The 16216-nt window shown below is 61.0% G+C and carries 15 protein-coding genes and 1 tRNA gene; 12 read left to right on the top strand and 4 right to left on the bottom strand.

Annotation, left to right across the window (positions count from 1 at the left end):
* The first annotated feature begins 211 nt into the window (after nt 1–211).
* Both KUV26_RS15545 and KUV26_RS15540 read left to right on the top strand, forming a co-directional pair.
* The gene (locus KUV26_RS15545; protein ID WP_222508987.1) at nt 212–2146 is read left to right on the top strand and encodes an acyl CoA:acetate/3-ketoacid CoA transferase; all 1935 of its coding nucleotides are present in this window, start codon (nt 212–214) and stop codon (nt 2144–2146) included.
* Between the two features lie 311 nt (nt 2147–2457).
* Nucleotides 2458–2532: transfer RNA gene (locus KUV26_RS15540), tRNA-Gln, on the top strand.
* A 164-nt stretch (nt 2533–2696) separates the two neighbouring features.
* Here the strand turns inward: KUV26_RS15540 and KUV26_RS23695 are convergent.
* Nucleotides 2697–3602, bottom strand: a complete 906-nt coding sequence (locus tag KUV26_RS23695; RefSeq protein WP_261399921.1) for a hypothetical protein — start codon at nt 3600–3602, stop codon at nt 2697–2699.
* Nucleotides 3603–3738: 136 nt separating this feature from the next.
* Between KUV26_RS23695 and KUV26_RS15530 the strand changes: the two genes are divergently transcribed.
* The 7 genes from KUV26_RS15530 to KUV26_RS15500 are packed head-to-tail and all read left to right on the top strand — an operon-like array spanning nt 3739 to nt 9572.
* The gene (locus tag KUV26_RS15530) at nt 3739–4617 is read left to right on the top strand and encodes a MurR/RpiR family transcriptional regulator (protein WP_222508986.1); all 879 of its coding nucleotides are present in this window, start codon (nt 3739–3741) and stop codon (nt 4615–4617) included.
* A 31-nt stretch (nt 4618–4648) separates the two neighbouring features.
* Nucleotides 4649–5425, top strand: a complete 777-nt coding sequence (locus KUV26_RS15525; RefSeq protein WP_222508985.1) for an ABC transporter substrate-binding protein — start codon at nt 4649–4651, stop codon at nt 5423–5425.
* 42 nt (nt 5426–5467) lie between these two features.
* Complete coding sequence (locus KUV26_RS15520) at nt 5468–6175, top strand: ABC transporter permease (RefSeq protein ID WP_222508984.1); 708 nt, start codon at nt 5468–5470, stop codon at nt 6173–6175.
* Between the two features lies 1 nt (nt 6176).
* Complete coding sequence (locus KUV26_RS15515) at nt 6177–6911, top strand: ABC transporter permease (protein ID WP_222508983.1); 735 nt, start codon at nt 6177–6179, stop codon at nt 6909–6911.
* Complete coding sequence (locus tag KUV26_RS15510; RefSeq protein WP_222508982.1) at nt 6908–7666, top strand: ABC transporter ATP-binding protein; 759 nt, start codon at nt 6908–6910, stop codon at nt 7664–7666. The genes KUV26_RS15515 and KUV26_RS15510 overlap by 4 nt, the downstream gene beginning before the upstream one ends.
* Nucleotides 7667–7692: 26 nt before the next feature.
* The gene (gene menC, locus KUV26_RS15505; RefSeq protein WP_222508981.1) at nt 7693–8844 is read left to right on the top strand and encodes an o-succinylbenzoate synthase; all 1152 of its coding nucleotides are present in this window, start codon (nt 7693–7695) and stop codon (nt 8842–8844) included.
* Nucleotides 8841–9572: a GNAT family N-acetyltransferase gene (locus KUV26_RS15500; protein WP_222508980.1), complete on the top strand. Its 732-nt coding sequence runs from the start codon at nt 8841–8843 to the stop codon at nt 9570–9572. Before menC ends, KUV26_RS15500 begins: the two co-directional genes overlap by 4 nt.
* 687 nt (nt 9573–10259) lie before the next feature.
* Here KUV26_RS15500 and KUV26_RS15495 read toward each other — a convergent pair.
* Nucleotides 10260–11153, bottom strand: coding sequence for a LysR substrate-binding domain-containing protein (locus KUV26_RS15495; RefSeq protein ID WP_261399920.1), 894 nt, complete (start codon nt 11151–11153; stop codon nt 10260–10262).
* A gap of 164 nt (nt 11154–11317) precedes the next feature.
* Here KUV26_RS15495 and KUV26_RS15490 point away from each other — a divergent pair, with 164 nt between their 5' ends.
* From KUV26_RS15490 to KUV26_RS15480, 3 genes are all read left to right on the top strand, one after another.
* Entirely contained in the window at nt 11318–12436 is a 1119-nt protein-coding gene (locus KUV26_RS15490; protein ID WP_409996949.1) for an S-(hydroxymethyl)glutathione dehydrogenase/class III alcohol dehydrogenase, read from the top strand.
* A gap of 72 nt (nt 12437–12508) precedes the next feature.
* Entirely contained in the window at nt 12509–13342 is an 834-nt protein-coding gene (gene fghA, locus KUV26_RS15485) for an S-formylglutathione hydrolase (RefSeq protein ID WP_409996948.1), read from the top strand.
* 42 nt (nt 13343–13384) lie between these two features.
* Nucleotides 13385–14065 carry a hypothetical protein gene (locus KUV26_RS15480; RefSeq protein WP_222508978.1) on the top strand — a complete coding sequence of 227 codons (681 nt, stop codon included), beginning with the start codon at nt 13385–13387 and terminating at the stop codon, nt 14063–14065.
* Nucleotides 14066–14171: 106 nt separating this feature from the next.
* Here KUV26_RS15480 and KUV26_RS15475 read toward each other — a convergent pair whose 3' ends face one another.
* Both KUV26_RS15475 and KUV26_RS15470 read right to left on the bottom strand, forming a co-directional pair.
* Entirely contained in the window at nt 14172–14612 is a 441-nt protein-coding gene (locus KUV26_RS15475; protein WP_222508977.1) for an HIT family protein, read from the bottom strand.
* A 284-nt stretch (nt 14613–14896) separates the two neighbouring features.
* On the bottom strand, nt 14897–16216 hold the full coding sequence (locus KUV26_RS15470) for a short-chain fatty acid transporter (RefSeq protein WP_222505623.1): 1320 nt from the start codon (nt 16214–16216) through the stop codon (nt 14897–14899).

Here is a 16216-nt window from a genome sequence, read left to right as displayed (position 1 = left end):
CAATTTTGGGCCGCTCGCCCTATCGGACACAGGATGACGCCGATCGGAAACTTCCCGCCCCCCCCTCCTGGCGGATGTCGTAACTCCCCAAAACGCTGACGCAATCGAAAGACAGCCGCGTGCCGCGCAGCGCCTAACATTCCCGACCATACTGCCGTCAGGATACTGATCCCGATCCGGCGGCAACCGGCACGGGGGAGGACGCGCAGCCATGAAAGACAAGACGACAACCACAGAACAGGCAATGGCGCTGATCCGCGACGGCGACGTGGTGACCACCACTGGCTTCGTGCAAAGCTGCATCCCGGAAATGCTGCATGCGGCGCTGGAAAAGCGTTTTCTGGCCGAAGGCGCCCCCCGCGACCTCACCCTGATCATGTGCGCGGGCGCAGGCGACAGCAAGGGTTTAGGCACCGGGCGGCTGCATCACGACGGGCTCCTGCGCCGGGTGATCGCCGGCAACTTCGGCCGCATGCCCAAGGTCGCTCAGGCCGCGCAGGAGAACAAGATCTGCGGCTACAACCTGCCTCAGGGGGTGATCTCCCAGCTCTACCGCGCCTGCGCCGCCGGCCAGCCCGGCCTGTTCTCCAAGGTCGGACTGCACACCTATGTCGACCCGCGCCATGGCGGCGGCAAGGTCAACAAGGTCACCGAGGAGGACATCGTCCGCTACCACGAAGTCGACGGAGAGGAATGGCTGTTCTACAAGGCCACGAAAATTGACGTCGCCTTTATCCGCGGCACCAGCGCCGACCGTTCCGGCAACATCAGCATGGAGCGCGAGGCGCTGACGCTGGACTGTCTGGCCCAGGCGATGGCCGCCCACAACAACGGCGGCATTGTCATCGCCCAGGTGGAACGCATCGTCGAGGACGGTTCGATCAAGCCCAAGGACGTGAAGATCCCCGGCCTGCTGGTGGACTGCGTCTGCGTCGCCGATGACCCGGAGATGCACCGGATGAACTACGGAGTGCAGCACAATCCGGCGCTTTCCGGCGAAATCCGCGTGCCGGTGGAGGGCATCGCCAAGATGCCGCTGGACCAGCGCAAGATCATCGCCCGCCGCGCCGCCTTCGAACTGCCGCCGAACGGCGCCGTGAACCTTGGCGTCGGCGCCCCCGATGGCGTCGCGGCCGTGGCAAACGAAGAAAAAGCCACCCCCTACATCACCCTCACCACCGAGGCCGGCGCCGTCGGCGGGGTGCTGGCAGGCGGCTCCAGCTTCGGCTCCTCCGCCAATGCCGACGCCATCATCGACCAGAACCAGATGTTCGATTTTTACGACGGCGGCGGTCTCGACCTTACCTGTCTCGGCATGGCCGAATGCGATGCCGAGGGCAGCGTCAACGCCTCCCGCTTCGGCGGGCGCCTCAACGGTTGCGGCGGCTTCATCAACATCTCGCAGAACTCCCGCGCCGTGGTCTTTGCCGGCACCTTCACCGCGGGCGGCCTGAAGGTCGCGGTTGAAAACGGCGAGCTGCGCATCGTCCAAGAGGGCCGTAACAAGAAGTTCGTGCGCCTGATCGAACAGATCACCTTCTCCGGCCCCTACGCCTCCCAGCGCTCGCAGCCGGTACTCTATGTGACCGAACGCTGTGTGCTGCAGCTGACCCCCAAGGGCCTGGAGCTGATCGAAATCGCGCCCGGCATCGACCTGCAGCGCGACATCCTCGACCAGATGGAGTTCAAGCCGATCATCGAAAACGTCGCCCTGATGGATGACCGCATCTTCCAGGATGAGCCGATGGGGCTGATGAACGACCTCCTGAACCTCAACCTTTCCGAACGCGTCACCTATGACGCCGCCCGCCACACCATGTTCCTCAACCTCGAAGGCTGGAGCGTCCGCAAGAAGCAGGACGTCGAGGACCTGGACCGGGTGCTGCAGGACGCCTTCGCCAGAAGCGGCCGCGATGTCAGCATGGTGATGAACCAGAACGGCTTCCGCATCGCCGAGGACCTGCAAGACGACTACGCCGCCTCGGTTGGACAGACGCTGGAGAAAAACAGCGCCACGATTGCCCATTACACCACCAGCGCCTTCATGCGCTTGAAGATGCAGGGCGAGCTTGCCAGCCGCGGTGTGCAGCCGCACATTTTCGAGAGCGGCGAGGAGGCGCACCAGCAGGCAATCTGGGGATCCTGACTGCCGCAGTTTTCAGGGCCGGCTCCACATTGGGCGGGCCCTGGCAAGTGCTGCCATTCCACTTATTCAGCCCATCTGCCCCTGCCCTCTGCAGCGTGGTTTTTCCGGACGGCATCCAGCACCCAGGCTCGCCTTTGGAAACAGGCTAGCACGTTGAAACTCTGACTATTTCCGGCACTGCCGCCCCCCCCGGGAGCCACTGCGGCAAGGACTGCAGCAGGATTTCCGGCGGAGCCGGAAAAAGAACTGCACTTTTTTTCAAAAACCCTCTTGCACCCCTCCGAAACAAACTTTAGACAGCGCCTCACCGATGGGGTGTAGCCAAGTGGTAAGGCAGCGGTTTTTGGTACCGTGTACCGTAGGTTCGAATCCTACCACCCCAGCCATCGGCCTCTCAAACAAGAAATTAAGGCACTCCCGGGACCCGTAGCACCCGAAATGCCCCCCGTTTTCGGCCCCAGTTGGTTGGCGTGATGGTGGCGGCTTCTGAACGGGTGCTCAGGGTGGGTCGGGAGGCCCCCAGTAGATCGCTGGAGGCCATCGCCACGGTTTAGAGCAAGCTGAGCGTCCCATCTAGAACCAGTAGTGCTTGTTCATTCCAGATGAATGGTCGGACTTTCGGAACTGTTACCATTCCACCGTGCGTAATGAACCGCTGGCCTTCGCAGATCGCCTCCAAAACTTCTTTGCGAAATCGCCAAGCCAAAATTTCCTTGGGGCCCATAGGCGTGTCTGGCGTCGTCAATCGATGCGCCTCCAGCAGTTTTTCCGGCTGAATTTGGTAGCCCAAAATTGTGTTTGCCGGGGTTGTGGTGCCCATGTCGATTCCGCCGGTACGTAAGTTTTCGTCCAAGATCACCGCGTCTGGGATCCATCCACCGGGCACAGGAATGTGGGCGTAATCATGCGGCGCAAACACAACGCGTGGAGGCTTCGTCAGGAAGTACCGTTCCTGCACTTTGTATTGACATTGATTTTTCGAAGGGCAAAAGGCACATACGTCGCGTTTGAGGTTCTCCGACCCCACGGCCAGCGCCAATTCTATGCGGCCAAGCGATAAACACATTGGCTCGTCTCCTCGCAGTTCTGGAACTCGAAGAGATACCCCGCAGGAAATTCCCTTGGACCAGTGCAAATTGCGGCTTGCAAGCGCCGGCTCCGCCCATGATCTTAAATGCTCTAACTCGTCACTTGGGAACAGTTCCCAAAGTTCAGGTGGCAGGAGCGCCTGCGCCTCCAGGCTGCCCCGCCCCTCAGGATGCCGCCCCAGATACCGGCTAAGCTTATCAAGATCGGTCATCACATCGTCAGCAATTTCCTGCGCGATCTCGACCGGCTTACGCAGTCCGGACATGTCAGGAAGATTGCTTCCATCCACCATCGGTTCGAGTTGCCCCTGAAACTCACTCGATACCACCACCTCGATCCAGAGAGTGACGGCTACGACCCGGACCATGACCGCTCCGATTCTGCTGCGTTAAATCCGTACTCACCACAGGCATTTTTTGAAAGTTTTTTGATTCTTGTTGACCGTGTGAAAGTTATCTTGCATTTTTGCCAGACAATCCGTCACCACCGCAAGGTCCGCCACGTTGCCTGCCCCTGTCCGTTCCCAACTGACCCATGCCCTCGAAACCGGTTCGAAAGCCGAGCGGGCCATTGCCAATTACATGCTTAGCACCTTGGATCAGGTTCCTTTCGAGACCGCCGCCAGCCTCGCCGAAAAAGTAGGGGTAAGCGAAGCCACGGTCGGCCGGTTCTGCCGCGGAATCGGCTACACCAGCTTCAAGGACCTGAAGGAGCATCTGAAAGACGATCTAGGGGATCACCCCTGGCTGGTCAGCGACCGGCTGAATGAGCTGCGCAATACCGCGCGCGATGACGAAAGCCATCTTTCCCAAGGGATGGAACTGGAGATCGCCGCGGTCGTGCGGATCTATGAATATGCCCGGTCCCCGGAATGGCAGAATGTCGTCGCCCGGCTGGCCAGAACCCAAAACGTCTATGTTGCCGGGTTCCAGACCGAACGCGGGCTTGCCCAGTATTTCGCCAACCAGATGCAATACCTGCGCGACAAGGTGACCCTGGTTGACCTGGCAGGGGGAAACTTTGCCGAAGTCCTGGCCACGGACCCGGACGCTTGCTTGGTGATCTTCGAGGCCCGCCGCTATTCCCGTCTGGCCAAGCTTCTGGCACGCGAGGCGAAGTCCGCCGGTATCCCGGTTACCCTGATTACCGATGTGTTCTGCGACTGGGGCCATGAGGCCGCCGACGAGGTTTTTGCCGTGCCGACCCAATTCAATCAGTTCTGGGATTCCACGGCGCAGATGGCAAGCCTGTCCAATCTCATCATTAACGGCGTGTGCATGGAACTGGGACCCCAGGTCGAAGAACGCCTGAACCGGATTGCCGGACTGTACGGCCGCTTCACCGGCCATGTCGGCGATCCGGTCGCCGCCATTGAAAAATAAACAGAATTTGGGAACGACAGGAGGACTACCCATGACATTGAAGAAGACACTGACCCTCGCTCTGGCGTCCGCCGCGATGGCCGCCGGCACAGCCTCGGCGGACGGGCTGCGGCTTGGCACAGAGGGCGCCTATCCGCCGTTCAACTACATCGAATCTGACGGCAGCATTGCCGGTTTCGACGTGGAGATCGGGCTGGAGCTGTGCAAACGCATCGGCGAAGACTGCGCAGTGGTGGCGCAGGATTGGGACGGCATCATCCCCGGTCTTCTGGCGGACAAGTATGACTTCATCATCGCCTCGATGTTCATCACCGAAGAGCGCAAGAAACAGGTCGATTTCACCGATCCCTACTACCTGGCCGCGATGACCCATGTGGTGCCGAAAGGTTCGGACATCACCGAATTCACCAATGAGGCGCTGTCCGGCATGGTGATCGGCGCGCAATCAGGCACCACCCAGGCCGACTACATCGAGGCGGCCTATCCGGACGCCGACATCCGCCTCTATCCGACCCAGGACGAGGTCAACCTCGACATGGCCTCGGGCCGCATCGACCTGCAGGTCGGAGACATGCTGCCGATGCTGGACTGGACAACCAAGAGTGATGACGGCGGCTGCTGCGAACTGGCAGGCGAGCCGATCACCGATCCGGCCTTTGTCGGCGACGGCGTCGGCATTGCCGTGCGCCAAGAGGATGACGCGCTGCGCGAGAAGCTGAACGCCGCGCTGGCCGAGATCCGCGCCGACGGCACCTACAAGGCGATCAATGACAAGTACTTCGACATCGACGTCTACACGATGAAGTAACCGGGGCGCTTCCCTGGTCCCTCCAGCCTGAAAAGGTCATCCATGTTTGAACTGTTCTCATACGGTGATGCCGGCTGGGGGGACGAAATCCTGCAAGGGCTGGCGATCACGGTGCAGCTGGCCATCGCCACACTGCCCGTAGGCCTGTGCATCGGCTTTCTGGCCGCCTTTGCCTCGATGTCCCGTGCGCGGCCGCTGCGGTTTCTGGGCTTCGGCTACACCACCATCATGCGCGGCCTGCCCGAGATCCTGACGCTGTTCGTGGTCTACAATGGTGCTGGACTGCTGATCAATGCGGTCCTGCGCTGGTGGGCGCCTGAGGCCTCGCCCATCGACTTCAGCCCGTTTGCCGCCGGTGTGGTGGCGCTTGGCATGGTGTTCGGTGCCTTTGCAGCCGAAGTGCTGCGCGGCGCGTTCCAGTCGCTGGACCGGGGCCAGGTGGAAGCGGGGCGGGCCATCGGCATGACCGGCCGCAAGATCTTTCTGCGCATTCAGCTGCCGCAGGTCTGGCGCTTTGCCCTGCCGGGGCTGGGCAACCTGTGGATCAACATGCTGAAGGATACCGCGCTGGTGTCCGTCATTGCGCTGGATGATCTGATGCGGATGACCAAGGTCGCCGTGGGCGTGACCAAGCAGCCCTTCACCTTTTACCTGCTGGCCTGCCTGATCTACTGGGCGATGTGCGTCCTGTCCGAACTGGTGCTGGCGCAGATGGAACGCCGCGCCAACCGCGGCATCCGGAGGGCCTGAGATGAGCCCCGTCGAAATTCTGGTGCAATACTGGCCCCGGCTGCTGGACGGCACCCTGATGACGATCAAGCTGACGCTGCTGGGAGCGCTGATCGCCGCCGCGGTCTCCCCGGTCTTTGCGCTGGTCCGCGTCCATGCCGCACCGATGGCGCAAGCGCCGCTGCGGATCTATGTGTCGTTCATGCGCGGCACCCCGATCCTGGCGCAGCTGTTCCTGATCTTCTACGGCTCGGGCCAGTTTCGCCCGCTGCTGCAGGAGTGGGGTCTGTGGAGCTTTTTCCGCGATCCGTTCAACTGCGCGCTGCTGGCCTTTGCGCTGAACTCCACCGCCTATCAGACCGAAATCCTGCGCGGCGGCGTTCTGGGCGTGCCCCGCGGCGAGATCGAAGCCGCCAAGGCCATCGGCCTCAGCCGGTTGAAGACGCTGCGCCGGGTGGTGTTCCCGCATGCCTACCGGATTGCCTGGCCCGCGCTCGGCAACGAGGTGATCCTGCTGATGAAAGCCAGCGCTTTGGCCAGCGTCGTCACCGTCTTCGACCTGATGGGCCGCACCCGGCAGGTGTTTTCCAAGACGTTCGACTTCTCGGTCTATCTCTGGGCCGCGCTGATCTACCTCTGCATCACGGCCATTTTCGTCCTGCTCTGGCGGCAGGCCGAACGCCGCCTCAGCCGCCACATCGGCACGCGCAATACCCCTCAAGCCACCGCCCAGCCCCTGAAGGAGACACGGGCATGACCGCACCGGATACCATTGTGAAGGCCGAAGACATCCACAAGTCCTTTGGCAATGTCGAGGTCCTCAAGGGGATCTCGCTGGAAGCCAGGAACCATGACGTGATCTCGATCCTCGGGTCTTCCGGCTCGGGCAAATCGACCTTCCTGCGCTGCCTGAATTTTCTGGAAACGCCGACCTCGGGCAAGGTGACCGTGCACGGCGAAGAGATCCTGGTGAGGAACGGCAAGCCGCAGAACGCGCGCCACATCGAGGCGACCCGGGCCCGGCTGGGCATGGTGTTTCAGCAGTTCAACCTGTGGACCCACCGCACGGTGCTGGAGAACGTGATGGAAGGACCGGTCCAGGTCAAGGGCGAGAGCAAGGCCGAAGCCCGCGACCGCGCCGAAATGCTGCTGCGGCGGGTTGGCTTGCAGGAGCGCATGCAGATGTACCCCGCACAGCTGTCCGGCGGCCAGCAGCAGCGCGTGGCGATCGCCCGCGCCCTGGCAATGGAGCCCGACGCGATCCTGTTCGACGAGCCGACCTCGGCGCTTGACCCGGAGCTGGTGGGCGAGGTTCTGAAGGTGATGCAGGACCTGGCGGCCGAGGGGCGCACGATGATCGTCGTCACTCATGAGATGGGCTTTGCCCGCGAGGTGTCCTCTGAGGTGGTCTTTCTTCACGAGGGCTGCATCGCTGAGCAAGGCCCGCCCGAAGAGATGTTCACCAATCCCAAAACAGAAGAATTCCGCCGGTTCATCGCCAAGGCGATGTGATCCCGGCCCTTATTCAGGTTTCAGATATGTCCAGTGACGCCCTCCTTTCCCCCGTTCCCCTTTACCAAGGCATCCGCATCGAGAGCGCCGAGCTGCGCATCGTCAGCCTGCCGCTGCTCACGCCTTTCGTAATTTCCTCCGGCACGATGACCGCCAAGACCTTTCCGCTGCTGGTGCTGAAGGGCGAAGGCATCGAAGGCGTGGCCGAAGCGGTAATGGACCCGGCGCCGGACTACCTCGAAGAAACCATTTCCGGCGCGATGACCTTCCTGCGTGAGGTGCTGCTGCCGCAGATCGTCGGCAAGCGCTTTGCCTCGCCCTATGATCTGCAGCCGGTCCTGTCGCCCTGGCGCGGCAACCGCATGGCCAAGGCGGTGGTCGAGATGGCGTTCTGGGACCTTTGGGCGAAAAGCCTCGGCCTGCCTTTGCAGGCGGCTCTGGGCGGCACCGGCGATCATGTCGACGTCGGTGTGAGTCTGGGCATCGCGCCGGAGGAGACCACGCTGGAGCGGGTCGGCGCGGCGCTGGAGCAAGGCTACAAGCGCACCAAGCTGAAGATCGCGCAGGGCCATGACATCCGCATCGTCGAGGCGGTCCGCACCGAATACCCCGACATCAAGCTGACCGTCGACGCCAATACCGACTACGGGCTGGCGGATCTGGCGGTGCTGCAGGCGCTGGACGATTTCGGACTGGATTACATCGAACAGCCGCTGGCCCATGACGACATCCACGACCACGCCAAGGTGCAGCGCAGCCTGCGGACCTCGATCTGCCTCGATGAAAGCATCCGCAGCGCCAGCAACGCGCGCAAGGCGCTGGAAACCGGCGCTGCGCGGGTCATCAACATCAAGGTCGGCCGCGTCGGCGGCTTTGCCGAAGCGCGCGCCATCCACGACACCTGCGCCGCCTTCGGGGTGCCGGTCTGGTGCGGCGGCATGCTGGAAAGCGGCATCGGCCGGGCGCACAACATCCATCTGGCGACGCTCGCCAATTTCACCAAACCCGGCGATACCTCCAGCGCCAGCCGCTATTTCGAACGCGATATCACCAACGAGGCGCTGGAGGCGCGCAATGGCGAAATGCCGGTGCCCCGGCAGGGGCCGGGCATCGGCGTCACGCTGGACCGCGCCTATCTGGAGACCGTCACCGACCACACCGAGGAGGTCACCGCATGAACATGCCGAACGCTGGCCTGGTCCTGCGCGAGCTGAGCGGCGTCGCCGAGCTGAAGCACGCGGAGTGGTTTCAGAAAGAAGTCTGGGGCGAAGACGACCCGCCGGACAATTCCGATCTTATGCTGGCGATCCAGCACGAAGGCGGCCTTGTTGCGGGAGCTTTCAAGGACGGGCGCATGCTTGGCTTTCTGTTCGGGTTTCCGACCAGCCAGCCGCATATCCAGCACTCCCACCGGCTGGCGGTGCATCCTGACAGCCGCGGCATGGGGCTGGGCATGAAGTTGAAATGGTTCCAGCGCGACTGGTGCCTGGCGCGCGGCATCACACTGGTGCGCTGGACATTCGATCCCTTGCGCCGCATCAATGCGAACCTCAACATTGCCCGTCTCGGCGGCACAGCCAGCACTTATTACCAAGATTACTATGGCGAAATGGTCGGCATCAATGCCGGCATTCCATCCGACCGGCTGCTGGTCGACTGGCACCTGACTGCTCCCCGCGTCGAAGAACTGGCAAAAGGGCGGAAAACTGTCGCGCCCGGCGTGGCAGAAGGAACCATGATGGTGGAAGTTCCCAAAGACCTGGACAGGCTGCTGGTTTCAGATCTCGACGCAGCAATTTCCGAGCGCCTTCGTGTGCGGGAAGAAATGACTTCAGCCTTCGCTAAGGGGTACAAAGTTGATGGTTTCGATGTCGAGACCTGCTGTTACCTTTTTAAAAGATCCTGAGGCAAAGAATGGACACTATTACACCAATCATCTGGTAACTGAGCCACACCTGTCTTCGAGTAAAATTAGTTCGTGGCTTCTGTTATTGAGAGTCCGAGTGCGGAGCAACAAGGAAGCACGTCATCCCAGCGTATGCAGCATCTATGTCTGCCTATCGGTACTGGATGGAACAGGTCATTCGTGGCGCGATCGCTGAATGTCCAAATAGGACGGATCGCACCACTTTGGCATCGAGGGCGGTTTTCGGACTTTCGCTGCGTCAATCACGAACGGGAGGAACGCGCATTTAGCGGCATATGTAAACTCAGCGGCTTGCAGCGGTCCAATAGGGTTTCGAACTGCATCGCGTACGGCACAGCTGACTTTGGCCTCCTCTGCAGCATTCATGCCAAGTCGATGGGCAAAATCGGCGGCAAAAGGCGCTCCAACTGGCTCCGCAGCTGATGACCGCGAGCCGCCCTTACCGTTACATTCCTAACCCGTCGACATGGTGCGTAGGCAAATGCACTCAAATTGGTTAAGTGAATTTACCCCGCGTGCATTTCTTCGAGATGCAATCTGCACATTGGTCTCCTGATCTTCATAGCGACCGATCTCTGCCTTTCCAAAAGCGGTTGCTGGGACGATGGATGTTGTTGACGGATCCTGGGCTCTCATGTTTTCAGAGGAGTACTTTCCTGATTGGGCTCAAGAGCTCAAGCCTTTGCTAAGGTGATCCAGCAGCAGCCGCACTTTTGGGGACAGGTGACGGTTATGAGGGTATATCGCCCAGATGCCGTCGTCGGGAGCGCGGAAGCGTTCCAGCACCGGAACTAACTCAGCCGCCTCAATCCGGTCTTGAACGTAGTAGTCCGGCAATTGGATGATACCGATCCCTTTCAGTGCCGCGTCAACCAGCGACCAGCCGCTGTTGCAGCGGACGCTGCCGGTGACCCGGATATGGCGGGGCTTTCCCCGCTCATGAAACCGCCAGAAATCCAGCGTCCCTTGCAGGCAGTTGTGCTGGTCTAGCTCGGACAGCGTATGGGGCATGCCCCGCTCTGAGAGATAGCCTGGCGAGGCACAAACGTGGTGTGCTCTCGACGCCAGCCGTTTAGCCATCATGGTGCTGTCTTCGAGGTCCCCGAGCCGGATGGCCAGATCAAAGCGCTCGGCCACGAGGTCGAGCCTCTGGTTCGTCAGTGTCAGGTTCACCTCCAGGTCGGGGTAGCGGACGGCAAAGTCGTTGATCAACGGCGCGATCCGATTTTCCCCGTAGGTCACCGGCGCAGTCAGGTTGAGGCGGCCCTTGGGGGTCTGGTGCAAGTCGGTGACCGCGCGTTCGGCCTCGGCCAGACCATCCAGCACCTGCCGGCAGTGATTGTAGTAGATTTGTCCGGTCTCGGTGATCGAAACCTTGCGTGTTGTGCGGTAGAACAGCTTGACCGCCAGCCGTGATTCCAGCGCGCCGATCTGGCGGCTGACCTGCGCTGTGGAGATCCCCAAACGGTCCGCGGCCGCGGTGAAGCTTCCGGCCTCCGCAACCGCCACGAATTCAGTGACACCTTCCCAGCTGAACACTTTGTTTCCTTTCAATTCCAATGCGCTTTGCCCGCCCTCATTGTTACCAGACCGCAATAGTGATTTGCAAAGTTCGGCAATTAACGCAGGGAGGGAATGGTCTATATCGCTTTCGACGCAATCGAGCCCGGCGGCAGGCCGGGAAACCAACCGTTCTAACTGCAAAGCGAACCCGTATGACCGACATCATTAAATCCAAGGCGGCCATCGCCTGGGGCCCGAAACAACCGCTCTCCATTGAAGAAATCGACGTGATGCCGCCGCAGGCCGGAGAGGTCCGCGTGCGCATCATTGCCACCGGCGTCTGCCATACTGACGCCTTCACCTTGTCCGGTGATGACCCGGAAGGCATCTTTCCCGCCGTTCTGGGCCACGAAGGCGGCGGCATCGTTGAATCCATCGGCGAGGGCGTCACCAGCGTTGCCGTCGGTGACCACGTCATCCCGCTCTACACGCCGGAATGCGGCGAATGCAAATTCTGCAAATCCGGCAAGACCAACCTGTGCCAGAAGATCCGCGAGACCCAGGGCAAGGGCCTGATGCCCGACGGCACCACCCGTTTCTACAAGGATGGCGAGCCGATCTTTCACTACATGGGCTGCTCGACCTTCTCGGAATACACCGTGCTGCCGGAAATTTCGCTGGCCAAGGTGAACCCCGCAGTGCCGCTGGAAGAAGTGTGCCTGCTGGGCTGCGGTGTGACCACCGGCATCGGTGCTGTGATGAACACCGCCAAGGTCGAAGAAGGCGCGACCGTTGCGATCTTCGGCATGGGCGGCATCGGCCTGTCCGCGGTGATCGGCGCAACAATGGCCAAGGCCAGCCGGATCATCGTGATCGACATCAACGAAAGCAAATTCGGCCTCGCCCGCAAGCTGGGCGCGACCGATTTCATCAACCCCAAGGATCATGACAAGCCGATCCAGGACGTGATCGTGGAGCTGACGGATGGCGGCGTCGACTATTCCTTTGAATGCATCGGCAACGTCAACGTCATGCGTTCGGCGCTGGAATGCTGCCATAAGGGCTGGGGTGAATCCGTGGTCATCGGCGTCGCCGGCGCCGGACAGGAAATTTCCACCCGTCCGTTCCAGCTGGTCACCGGCCGGGTCTGGCGCGGGTCGGCCTTTGGCGGCGTCAAGGGCCGGTCGGAACTGCCCAATTACGTCGAGCGCTACATGCAGGGCGAATTCAAGCTGAACGACTTCATCACCCACACCATGGGCCTTGATGACATCAACCAAGCGTTTGACCTGATGCACGAAGGCAAAAGCATACGCACCGTCATCCAATTCGACAAGTAACCCGACTGCAAACCCAAGGCTGCGCCGGCAACGGAGCAGCCAGCACATATGATTTCGAGGCCCGGAATGTCACTGGAAATTGCAAGCGCCAGCAAAAGCTTCGGCGGCTGGACCAAGCACTACACTCATTTTTCGGAAGTGCTGAACTGTGACATGCGGTTTGCGATCTACCTGCCGCCGCAGACCGCGAACGGGCAGAAAGTTCCGGTAGTCCACTGGCTGTCCGGGCCGACCTGCACCGATGAGAACTTCATGCACAAGGCAGGTGCGCAGCGCATCGCAGCGGAATTGGGCATCGCACTCGTGGCACCGGACACCAGCCCGCGCGGCGACGCGGTTGCCAACGACGACAGTTATGACCTCGGCCAGGGCGCCGGGTTTTATGTCAACGCGACGCGGTCGCCCTGGAACCGCCATTACCATATGTATGACTATGTTCTGGACGAGCTGCCGCAGCTGGTCGAGACGGCCTTTCCCGTCAGCGGTTCAGCTTCGGTCATGGGCCATGCGATGGGCGGTCACGGCGCCCTGGTACTGGCCTTGCGAAACCCCGGCCGCTTTCGGTCGGTGTCGGCTTTCAGCCCGATCAGCAATCCGGTCAATTACCCCTGGGGCCGCAATGCGCTGACGGCCTATTTGGGTGAGGATGCCAGCGCGTGGTCCGAATTTGACGCGAGCTTGCTGATGCGCAAGGCAACGCAATTCGTACCGGCACTTGTAGATCAGGGTGATGCTGACGCGTTCCTGGATGAACAATTGCAGCCGGAAACGCTGGAGGCGGCGTCCAAGGTCAGCGGCTACCCGTTAAAGCTCAACCGGCGCGACGGTTATGACCACAGCTATTACTTCATCGCCAGCTTCATTGACGACCACCTGCGGTTCCATATCCAGCACCTTGCTGCTTAGCACCTATCCCAGCAGTCGTCATAATTCCCGAAGGGAGATCACATGAACGATACCGCCCTGATTGGCCTGTCTCTGGCTTCGGTCATGTTGCTCGGCTTGATCCACGTGCTGGCGGACATGTTCCGCTGGAAGAAGCGGCAACTGCCCCAGAAATACTGGCTGTCCTTTGCCGACGGCATCTCGATCAGTTATGTGTTTCTCGGCCTCTTGCCCAAGATCGTTGAAGGCACGGCATATCTTCCTGATACGCTTGGCCGCACGGCGGATATTCTGAAGGACAACCCGTTCCTGCCACTGCTGATTGGTCTGGTTACGTTTTACGGGCTGGAAAGGCTGGTCGAGAAACCGGGCAGTGCAAACGGCGCCCACGCAGGCCACGAGGCGACCGGGCTTCGAGTGACGATTCACCTTGCGTCTTGCACCGTCTACAAGGCCGTCATCGGCTATTTGATCGTGCAGTTGGAAAACCCGGTTTCCATGGCGGTCTTTGTGGTCTCGATGGCGGTCCACTTCCTCGTCGTGGACTATCGGATGATGGACATCCACAAGGGAGTTTATCAGCGCTTCGGCCGGTGGGTGCTGACCCTGGCAATCCTAATCGGCTGGATCGTCGGTGTCCTGACACTGATCTCGCCGACGAGTGTCACGCTGCTTCTGGCCTTTGTCGCCGGGGGGATTGTCCTGGTGGTTCTTGAGGAAGAATTTTCCCGCGAACACCCTTAGTCATTTCCGGCGTTTGTCGCTGCAGTTGCGATCTATCTGACGGCACAGATTGCGATTTGACTTCGCATCAGCGCGCGGCTGCCAAACCTCGTTCGGGGGTTGCCGTTCAGCCGGCCTCCGCCAGTTGCGCCCGGATAAGGTCCGCCGTCTGCGCGAGCGACGCGCCGCCGGGGTTCGGCGGCAGAGAAAACGCCTCGATCCCGTCTTCGAGATACCGTGCCGAAGAGACATCGTGGCGGTGAAACATCGGCACCACATGGGCATGCGCGTGCTGCACGTGAATACCGGTGTAGAAAAAAGAAACCCGTTCGACGCCCCATTCCCGTTTCATCGCCCGCCCCAGCCGCTGCCCAACGGCCATGATCCGCGCTGCGGTGATCTCTGGCAGATCTTCGAACCAGGGATAGTGCTGCTTGGGAATGATCAGCGCATGGCCTTCGCGGATCGGATGGAGATCGAGAAACGCAATCACCAGATCGTCCTCGAAAACCTTGTGTGCGGGCAAATCGGCCTCCGCAATTCGGCAAAAGATACACTCGTCGGTCATCTCAGCTTCCATCCGCCAGCCTCATACCAAAGTCACGTTACAGCGGCGGGCACCCGCTGCAAGTAATTGTCGAGTAGGCTTGGGGTCAACGGGCGCTGTGCCGTTTACGTACGGCAGGTATGGGCCACCGTGGAAAGGGCAGAAAATGTGAATTTGCCAAATCTTCGATGACAACCTCACTAACCTGTGAAAGCGGCCATTCTCAGCCGGGAGATCAATTTCTGCAATGCCGCAGGTAGCGGGCAGCCGGAGTGGCTGCCCTCATTTATGAAGGGTCGAGTTTTTCAAGGCAGGAACGTCAGTCCGCATGCAAGCACCACCCCGGTCACCATCAGCACCACCAGGCAATAACCCATGATATCCTTGGCCGAGAGACCGGCAATCGCGAGCGCTGGCAGCGCCCAGAATGGCTGAATCAGGTTGGTCCAGGTGTCGCCCCAGGCCACGGCCATTGCCGTCCGGGCGGGCTCGACACCCAGGGCCGCGCCGGCTTCCAGCATGATCGGCGCCTGCACCGCCCATTGGCCGCCGCCGGAGGGCACGAACAGGTTGACGATGCCTGCGGACAGGAAGGTGAACAGCGGCAGCGTTTCCGCGGTGGACACCGAGACGAACCAGTTCGACATCGTGACCGCAAGGCCGGAGCCCACCATCATTCCCATGATCCCGGCGTAGAAGGGGAACTGCACGATGATGCCGCTGGCGCCGTCCACCGCCTCCTTGACCGAAGCCAGGAACTGCGACGGACGGCCATGCAGCAGAATGCCCAGGAACAGCAAAGTGAAGTTGACGATGTTGAGGTTCAGCCCGCTGTCAGTGCCGAAGATATAGTAGCCGACATAGCCCAGTCCAAGCACACCGGAGGCCAAGGACAGCGCCATGCTGTTTTCCAGCCGTGCCGATGGCGTCTCCAGTGCGGTCCGGTCAGCCGCATCCTCCTCGCCCAGCTTGGCGGGGTCGATCGTCACTTCCTGTCCTTCGGGCGGGGTGATCAGCCAGTTGACCAGCGGGATGACGATGAACAGCGCCAGCAGGATGCCGAGGTTCATTGGCGAGAAGATGGTTTCGCTGGTCGGCACTATCCCGATCCTGTCAGCGGTGAAATGCCCGTCGGTGGCGATCACCAGCGGGACGGAACCGGACAGCCCGCCATGCCAGACCATGAAGCCGCTGTAGGCGCTGGCGATGGCCAGCCGGTAGTCCAGCCGCGGAATGCAGCGGGCGAGTTCCCGGGCAAACAGCGCGCCGATCACCAGGCCGAAACCCCAGTTGATCCAGGCCGCAACCAGCGACACGAGGGTCACCAGGACAATGCCCTGACGGGGGGTGCGGGCCAGTTTGGCCAGCACCCGGAGAAGGCGCTTGAACACCGGTGTGCTGGCGACCACGAAACCGGTCACCAGGATCAGCACCATCTGCATGGAGAAACTCAGCAGGTTCCAGAAGCCTTCGCCCCAGAACTGGGCCATCGCCACCGGCCCGTGGCCTTCTATCAGCATTCCGGCGCCGAAAACGGCAAGGGTCAGCATCAGGACCAGCACGAAGGCATCCGGAAGGTAACGCTCGACCATGCTGACCGAGGCGCGGGTAATTCCCTGTATCAT

The sequence above is a fragment of the Leisingera daeponensis genome, assembly GCF_019801465.1.
Taxonomy (GTDB): Bacteria; Pseudomonadota; Alphaproteobacteria; order Rhodobacterales; family Rhodobacteraceae; genus Leisingera; species Leisingera daeponensis_A.
This window is presented reverse-complemented; position numbering and strand designations above follow the sequence as displayed.

Bases quoted from the DNA above. Each gene is read 5' to 3' on its own strand.
- KUV26_RS15545 (WP_222508987.1), top strand. From the start codon at position 212: ATGAAAGACAAGACGACAACCACAGAACAGGCAATGGCGCTGATCCGC.
- KUV26_RS23695 (WP_261399921.1), bottom strand. From the start codon at position 3,602: ATGGTCCGGGTCGTAGCCGTCACTCTCTGGATCGAGGTGGTGGTATCG.
- KUV26_RS15525 (WP_222508985.1), top strand. From the start codon at position 4,649: ATGACATTGAAGAAGACACTGACCCTCGCTCTGGCGTCCGCCGCGATG.
- KUV26_RS15520 (WP_222508984.1), top strand. From the start codon at position 5,468: ATGTTTGAACTGTTCTCATACGGTGATGCCGGCTGGGGGGACGAAATC.
- KUV26_RS15515 (WP_222508983.1), top strand. From the start codon at position 6,177: ATGAGCCCCGTCGAAATTCTGGTGCAATACTGGCCCCGGCTGCTGGAC.
- KUV26_RS15510 (WP_222508982.1), top strand. From the start codon at position 6,908: ATGACCGCACCGGATACCATTGTGAAGGCCGAAGACATCCACAAGTCC.
- menC (WP_222508981.1), top strand. From the start codon at position 7,693: ATGTCCAGTGACGCCCTCCTTTCCCCCGTTCCCCTTTACCAAGGCATC.
- KUV26_RS15500 (WP_222508980.1), top strand. From the start codon at position 8,841: ATGAACATGCCGAACGCTGGCCTGGTCCTGCGCGAGCTGAGCGGCGTC.
- KUV26_RS15480 (WP_222508978.1), top strand. From the start codon at position 13,385: ATGAACGATACCGCCCTGATTGGCCTGTCTCTGGCTTCGGTCATGTTG.
- KUV26_RS15475 (WP_222508977.1), bottom strand. From the start codon at position 14,612: ATGACCGACGAGTGTATCTTTTGCCGAATTGCGGAGGCCGATTTGCCC.
- KUV26_RS15470 (WP_222505623.1), bottom strand. From the start codon at position 16,216: ATGATACAGGGAATTACCCGCGCCTCGGTCAGCATGGTCGAGCGTTAC.